Source organism: Sphingomonas citri, assembly GCF_019429485.1.
Taxonomy (GTDB): Bacteria; Pseudomonadota; Alphaproteobacteria; order Sphingomonadales; family Sphingomonadaceae; genus Sphingomonas; species Sphingomonas citri.
Window position 1 is genome coordinate 53,702 of record NZ_JAHXZN010000014.1, and the last position, 7,218, is coordinate 60,919.

Consider the following 7,218-nt stretch of genomic DNA (forward strand, 5'->3'; position numbering starts at 1 on the left):
TGAGGGGGGAGAAACATCATCGCGGCGGGCGCACCGCCAGATAGACCGTGCTCCACAGCTGCGCCGCGTTGGACTCGTCGACATCCTTCTTGCCCGCGCCGAACGGCACCACCGCGTAGCGCCCGTCGCGATAGGCCCAGGACCACAGCTCCGAGCTCTGCGTCGCGCGCGTCGCGGCGATGGCGCGCCAGAGCCGTGCCTGCGCGTCGGTCAGCACCGCGCGCGTCGAGGCGGGCAGGTCGCTGCGCTGGAGCTGCCGCTCCAGCCCGGCGGCGAACAGCGCCTGCTGCCAGGACCACACCACCGCACCGTGATAGGCGGCGGGGGTGAAGCGCGCCTGGGTCGCCGCGTCCGCCAGCGCCGGGTTGGCGACGAGGAGGCCGACGTCGGTCATCAGCCCGGCGGGGAAGGGCCGCATCAGCGCGGCGACGTCGCGCTCCAGCTCGGCCGCGGGCGGCGCGCCGAACATCAGCGCGAACCCCTCGTCCGAGTTGAGGATCGGTACCGCGCGGCCGCGCTCGTCGAGCGACAGCGCGTGATAGAACAGCGGGGTCTGACCCAGGCTTTCCAGCGCGGGCGCGGCGGGGACGCCGAGCGCGCGCGCGTAGGCCGCGATCCGGGGTGCCGCCTCGCGCGCGGGCAGCTCGACGCGGAACAGCGCGGGCGCGCGCTCGCGCCACGTGGTCGCCATCGCCGCGGCGCGCGCGAGGCCGGCGCGATCGGTCGCGCTCACATACGGGTCGAGCAGCCCCGCCGCGCTCAGCCGGGCGGCCGCGTCGAGCGCGGCGGGGACCAGCACCGCGTTGACGTCATAGGGGAAGCGCCCGCGCCCGAGCCCCTCCTCGCTGTCGCGCCACTGGCCGGTCATGCGGCCGGGGCGCAACGCGACGAGCCGGTCGACCGCGGGTGCCTCGGCGAAGCCGCGCGCGCGCTCGATCACCAGCCGCAGGTTGCGCAGCAGCGCCGCACCGGCGGGCTCGCTGGTGCCGGGGCGCGCCTCGCTCGCGATCGGTCGCGCCAGGAAGGTGCGCGCGCGGGCCGGGTCGGCGCGCTCGAGCAGATAAGCGGCGGCGACCGGCGCGAGCATGAAGTCGTCGTCGATCATGGCATAGTCGAGCGTCGCGGCGTCACCGCTGCGCCCGGCCCTGCGATTCTCCAGCAACGCGAACTCGGACAGACCTTCCTCGTGCGCGACGTCGCCGTCGGCCGCGAGCCGCGCCAGCACCGCACCGAGCCCCGCCTCGATCGCGGTGGGCTGGAGCGCGGGCATCAGCAGCCGCACCGACATCAGCGTGTCACGCCCGAAATAGGTGTCGAAGCGCCACGAACCCGCCAGGAACTTCTCGCGATAGCTGAGGAAGCGCAGCGCGTTCCGTGCGGTAGGATCGTCGGCGGCCGTGGCGTTGAGCAGCTCGGGCAGCGCGATGCCGGTGAGCGGCGTGTCGCCGGTCGCGGCGGTGATCTCCAGCTGGATGCGGCCGTCCCGCCCCGCTACCAGCGCGCCGCGCTCGATCAGGCCGGCGAGTACGCGCAGGCCGAGAAGGTAGCCCGGCGCGCCGTCGGCGCGGTCGCGCGCGTAGGTGATCGTGTCGCGGCCGAGGCGCGGGGCCACTGCTACCTCAGGCGGGAAGCGGCCGACGCTCTGATAGTCGCGCAGGAAGCGGACGTTCGACAGTACCGCCCGACGCAGCGCGAGCCGAGGCGCGGCGATGCTGGCGGTGGCGCGGATGCCGTGGAGCGCGCGACCGCGCGCGTCGGCCAGCGTGATCGCGGCGGGTGCGCGGTCGAGACGCCATCTGACCGGTGCGGCGGTACGCTCGAACCACAGGCCGACGCCGCTGTTGCCGGCGGGAAAGCCGACGAGGATGCGCGGCTCGGCGCCCTCGCGCAGCAGCAGGTGCGCCGCGGTGGCGCCGTCGCGCAGGAAGGCGTTGAGATTGTCGCCCTCGCTGAGCTGATAGGCGACTTCGGGCGGACGCTGGGCGAGCGCCACCCCGGCGCTGCCCGCGAGCAGCAGCGCGGCAAGGAGGCGGGCGGCGCGGGTCATGTTCGGCTCCGGATGTGGGTGGTAGACTCGTCAGCACTGTAGCTGTCGCCGTGCTCCTGCGCACGCGGGAGCCCAGGATCGCGGCCGTCGCGCTCTCGGCTCTGGACTCCTGCGTGCGCAGAAGCGCTTTGTGGGAAAGCGGCTGAGGACGACCTATCCTCGCCGCTTGCCCCCGTCCTCAGAACCGCAGCGTGACCGACCCGCCATAGGTGGGCCCGACGATGCCCCGGGCGTAGAAGAAGCCCTGGGTGATCGCCTGGGTCTGGCCCTGCCGCGGGTTGCCCTCCGTCAGGCCGACGACGTTGAAGATGTTTTCGGCGTTGAAGCTCACCTGCAGCTGCGGCGTGACGTTGACGTTGATGCCTGCGCTGGTCACGCCATAGCCGGGCAGCGCGACGCCGTTGCCCGCGTCTGCGAAGATCTTGCCGACGTATTTATAGCGAGCGAAGATGTCGCCGAGGCCGTTCGGCAGCTGAATCGCCGGCGTCACCGTCCACAAGGTGGAGGGCGTGCGCTCAGGGCGGTTGCCCTCATAGCCCGCCTGGGTGGCGCCATCGAGCTGAAGGTTCTCGAGCCGCGGATCCTGGAACACCGCCTGGCCGTCGATCGAGAACCAGCGCACCGGCCGGATCACCGCGTCGATCTCGATACCCTTGGTGCGCAGGTCGGCGTTGATGTTCTGTTGCTGCGCCGGGTTCTCGGGGTTGGCGAAATTGTAGTTCTGGTCGTCGAAGTTGGTGCGGAACACCGTGACCGAGCCGCTGAAGAAGCGCTCATACTGGTAGCGGATACCGGCCTCGTACAATTTGATCGTGGTGATCGGATCGGCGCTGTTGGTCTGGAAGCCGTCCGCGTAGCGCGCGTAGATCGATAGGTTCGGCGTGATCAGATAGTTGGCGCCGACGGTCCAGGCGATCTTCTCCTGGCCGCGGTTGAGCGTGGTATATTGGCCGGCGAAGGTCGGGCCGACCGTGGTGATCACACCCGCGGTGCCGCTCGGTACCTGTTGCTGGAACACGCCCGGGCGAATCTCGACGATCCGGTTGGCCGCATCGACAGCGGCGGCGTCCACGCCGTCGCGCGCGGTCGACTGGATGTTCTCGAAGCGGATGCCGCCGTCGATGCGGAGCTTGCCGATCGCGAGCTCGTCATTGGCGTAGAGCGACACGGCATTGTCGTCGCGTACGCGGATGCCGTTGCCCCAGTCGCCGTAGGAGACCAGGCCGTTGTCGCTCAGCGTGCCGATCACGTTGTTGCCGCCGTCGAGCGCGACGATGTCGTAGATGTCGCTGTTGTTGCGCACGTCGTTGACGACGCTGGCGACCGCCGACTGATTTTGGCGACGGTGAACGGCGTAATACATCATGCCCGCGGTGAGCGAGTTGGTGAAGCTGCCGCCCTGATATTCCCAGCGCCCGCCCAGATTGAGCCCGAAGTCGTGCGCGTCGAGCCGATCGTGGTTGAGCGTGGTGCGCTGGAGGAAGCCGTTGCCGTTGAGCGCGTTGAGCTCGCTCGTCTGGTTGGCGCCGATCACCGTGCCGGTGCGCAGGTTGCGGATGCCGAAGCTCACCCGCGCGGGGAAGGCGACCGCGCCGGCGCTGAGCAGGTCGTTGATCGGCGAGCCGCTGCCCGGCGTCAGATAGCTCACCGCGCTCGCCAGGCCGGCGTTGCCGGTCCCCGAGCCGGGGAACAGGCCGTTGAAATCGTAGGAATAGTCGAGATAGCGGCTGCGCAGGAAGACATCGAACGAGTCGGTCACCGGCTTCTCGAAGTCGACGCGGAACTGGTTCGAGATCGACTTGATGCCCTGATCGTAGCGGAAGTTGCGGATGCCGTCGCTCTCGACGAAGGTCGACACCGGCACCGCGATGTTGCGGAAGGCGTCACCGCCGATGTTGTCGCGCTGCGTGTCGAGGCCCGGGAAGCCGCTCGGCTCGCCGTTGTCGTAGCGGTACGGCATGCTGGCGTAATAGGCCGTGTTCATGTCGCCGCGCTTGGCGGACAGTCGGAGGAACCCGCCGTCGTCGAAGCGGTATTCCAGCATCGCCTTCACGCGATAGCCGTCATAGTCGAACGGGTTGCGCCGCACGCCCGGGCTGCTCTGGTAATAGCCGCCGATGCTGAAGGCGAGGTTCTGCGCGAGCGGGGCGGAAACGTAGAGGTCGGCGCGCTTGAGCCCGTAATTATAGTAGGTGCCGCGCGCGATCGCCTCGAACCGCTCCTGGTTGGGGCGCTTCGAGATGAAGTTGATCGTCGCGCCCGCGCCGTTGACGGTGAGCACGCCCGACGAGCCGCCCTTGACCGCCTCGAGCCGGTCGATGGTGAGGTCCTGCTGGAAGAAGAAGTCGGCACCGCCGCCGCCGTAGAGGATCGGCATGCCGTCCTCCTCGAGCTGGACGAAGCGCTGGCCGCCGCCCTGTAGGCCGCGCACCGAATAGTTGTTCGACGCCTCGCCCGCGGTGCCCTCGACGAAGATGCCGGGCACCAGCTCGAGCATGTCGGCGGTGGAGCGCGGCGCGCGGCGGTCGATGTCGTCGCGGGTGGCGTAGGTGATGTCGGCCGAGGAGGTGATCAGCGGGCGGTCGCGCGAGGTCTGGCCGGTGACGACGATGTCCTGCAGCCCGTCGCCGTTGTCGGCCGCGGGCGCCGTCTCGGGCGCGGTGTCGGGCGCGTCCTGCGCGGGAGTGGGCGTGCCGGTCTGCTCGGCGACCGGGGCGGCCGCAGGGCTGGTGGCGGTCTGGGCCAGCGCGGGCGCGCTCGGCAGCAGCGCGGCGCCGGCGAGCAAAGCGGCGCGTCGCGTGGTGAGTAGCGGCATCTTCCCCTCCTGAGGAACGTGGGTCGCGTCACCCTCTCATTGGGGGTGACGTCGGCCGCGATTTTATGCCGGCGTTAATCGATTTCAAAGGGACGGCGGGACCGCATCGGCACGATCCTGCTGCAGCTGTGGCCGGCGCGCAACGGTCGCGCCGGCCGCGCGGCTCAGACCGATGTCGCGTCGGTCTGCTCGACCTGCGCCATGCCATCGGGCCGTGCCGCGCCGAGCTCGGGCTCGCCACCGAGGGGCTCGTTGCGGAAGACCGTGAACTCGCCGCGCCCGTCGATGCTCGGGCCGCTGGTCCAGCGCCCCTCGGGGTAGCTGCCGTCGAGCGAGGTGACGAAGAAGTCGTAATTGTGCTCCTGATCCTCCTTCTCCTGAGGGAAGGAGTTGGGGATCGGCAGCTGGGTCGCGGCGCCGCCGAGCTCCTCGATCACCGCGAGCCATTGCTCCTGGTGCATCGTATCGCGCGCGATCATGAAGTGGAGCATCTTCTTCATGCCTTCATCACGCGCCGCATTGTAGAGGCGCGTCGCGAGCACGCGCCCGGTGCTCTCCGCGGCGACGTTGCAGTACATGTCCGCTGCGATGTTCCCGCTGGCGTAGATATGGCTCATGTTGAACGGCACGCCGTCCGAATCGACCGGCATCGCCGCGAGCCCGGTCGAGAGCAGGTTCTTGTGGATCAGCCCCTCGATGATGTGGCGCGGCCGCTCGCCGCCCATCACCGCGCCGACGATGCTGTCCGCGGCACCCTCGGCCTGCAGGCTCGCGGGGGCCTTGTCGAGGTTGAGCGCCACCGCGGTGGCGAGCATCTCGATATGACCGATCTCCTCGGTGGCGGTGTGGAGCAGCATGTCGCGGTACTTCGGCGTGGGCGCGCGATTGCCCCAGGCCTGGAAGAAATACTGCATGCAGACGCGGATCTCGCCCTCGACGCCGCCGATCGCCTGCTGGAGCATCCGCGCGAAGGCGGGATCCGGCTCGCTCACCTGCACCGGATATTGGAGTCGCTTGTCGTGATAGTACATCGCACGTCCTCGCTGTTGGGATGATCCCGCCCCGATCATCCGCCAACGGCTCAGCGCGCCCGAAGTTTACTATAGTGGATTAGAATAACGGCCTTATTACAGCAACTTGCGTCAAGTCCGCGCGCCCGAAGCGCGACGCTCCGGGCGCGCCTATCGCTCACAGGAAGGGTCGTCCGCCGGTTACCGCGACGGTCGCCGCGAGGATGTAGCTCGCCTCGTCGCTGGCGAGCATGACATAGGCGGGTGCCAGCTCGGCGGGCTGCGCGGCGCGACCGATCGGCGTGTTCTCGCCGAAGCTCTTCACCTTCTCGGGCGGCATGGTCGAGGGGATCAGCGGCGTCCACACCGGACCGGGCGCGACCGCGTTCACGCGGATCCCGCGCTCGGCGAGCATCTGGCCCAGCCCGGCGGTGAAATTGTGGATCGCGCCCTTGGTGGTGGCATAAGCGAGCAGCTGCTCGTTGGGCTGGTCGGCGTTGATCGAGGTGGTGTTGATGATCGACGACCCCTCGCGCATGTGCGGCACCGCCGCCTTCGACAGATAGAACATCGCGTGGATGTTGGTGGCGAAGGTCAGCTGCCACTCCTCATCGGCGATGTCCTCGATCTTCTGGAAGCTGGCCTGGTGCGCGGCATTGTTGACGAGCACGTCGACCCGCCCGAACGCTTCCACCGCGCGATCGACCACAACGCGGGCATGCGCCGGGTCGCTGATGTCGCCGGGGACGAGCACCGCCTGACGCCCGGCCTGCTCGACGAGCCGCTGGGTCTCGCGCGCATCCTCCTCCTCGCTGAGATAGGAGATCAGCACGTCCGCGCCCTCGCGCGCGAAGGCGAGCGCGACCGCGCGCCCGATGCCGCTGTCACCCCCGGTGACGATCGTCTTCTTGTCGGTGAGGCGACCGCGGCCGACATAGCTGTGCTCGCCGTGGTCGGGGCGCGGGTCCATCGCCGCGGTGGTGCCCGGCATCGGCTGCTGCTGCTCGGGATAGGGCGGGGTGGGGCGGTCGGTCACGGTGTGATCTCCATCTTGGGTCGGGCACTCAACCGATCGGCGCGGCGGCGACGTTCCGAGCTTTGACGTGAATCAGCCAGTCTTGTCCGAGGTCTGGCGCGTACGACGAACTGACATTGCCCCGCCAAAAAACTGTCATCGAATCGCTTGACCCCTTCGGAAGTGCTCCATATATGCCGCTTTACCGGACGGGGGTTGCTGCTGAGGCGGTGCTTCTGGGTCGGTCGCCAGATAGGAAGGACAGCGGTCTCCCCGATCGAAGGGTGGGGGAGGGTTGTTTGTCCGGTTTCTTCGTCGGCGGCTCTTTGAC

General features: G+C 69.1%; 4 protein-coding genes. All 4 read right to left on the bottom strand.

The annotated features are described in order from the left end of the window. Positions 1–16: 16 nt before the first annotated feature. Entirely contained in the window at positions 17–2,047 is a 2,031-nt protein-coding gene (locus KZ820_RS20495; protein ID WP_219750667.1) for a hypothetical protein, read from the bottom strand. Between the two features lie 178 nt (positions 2,048–2,225). Then, positions 2,226–4,862, bottom strand: coding sequence for a TonB-dependent siderophore receptor (locus KZ820_RS20500; RefSeq protein ID WP_219750668.1), 2,637 nt, complete (start codon positions 4,860–4,862; stop codon positions 2,226–2,228). A gap of 164 nt (positions 4,863–5,026) precedes the next feature. Further along, positions 5,027–5,893, bottom strand: a complete 867-nt coding sequence (locus KZ820_RS20505) for a manganese catalase family protein (RefSeq protein ID WP_219750669.1) — start codon at positions 5,891–5,893, stop codon at positions 5,027–5,029. Between the two features lie 157 nt (positions 5,894–6,050). Continuing rightward, positions 6,051–6,908, bottom strand: coding sequence for a glucose 1-dehydrogenase (locus KZ820_RS20510; RefSeq protein WP_308462295.1), 858 nt, complete (start codon positions 6,906–6,908; stop codon positions 6,051–6,053). Between the last annotated feature and the right edge of the window lie 310 nt (positions 6,909–7,218).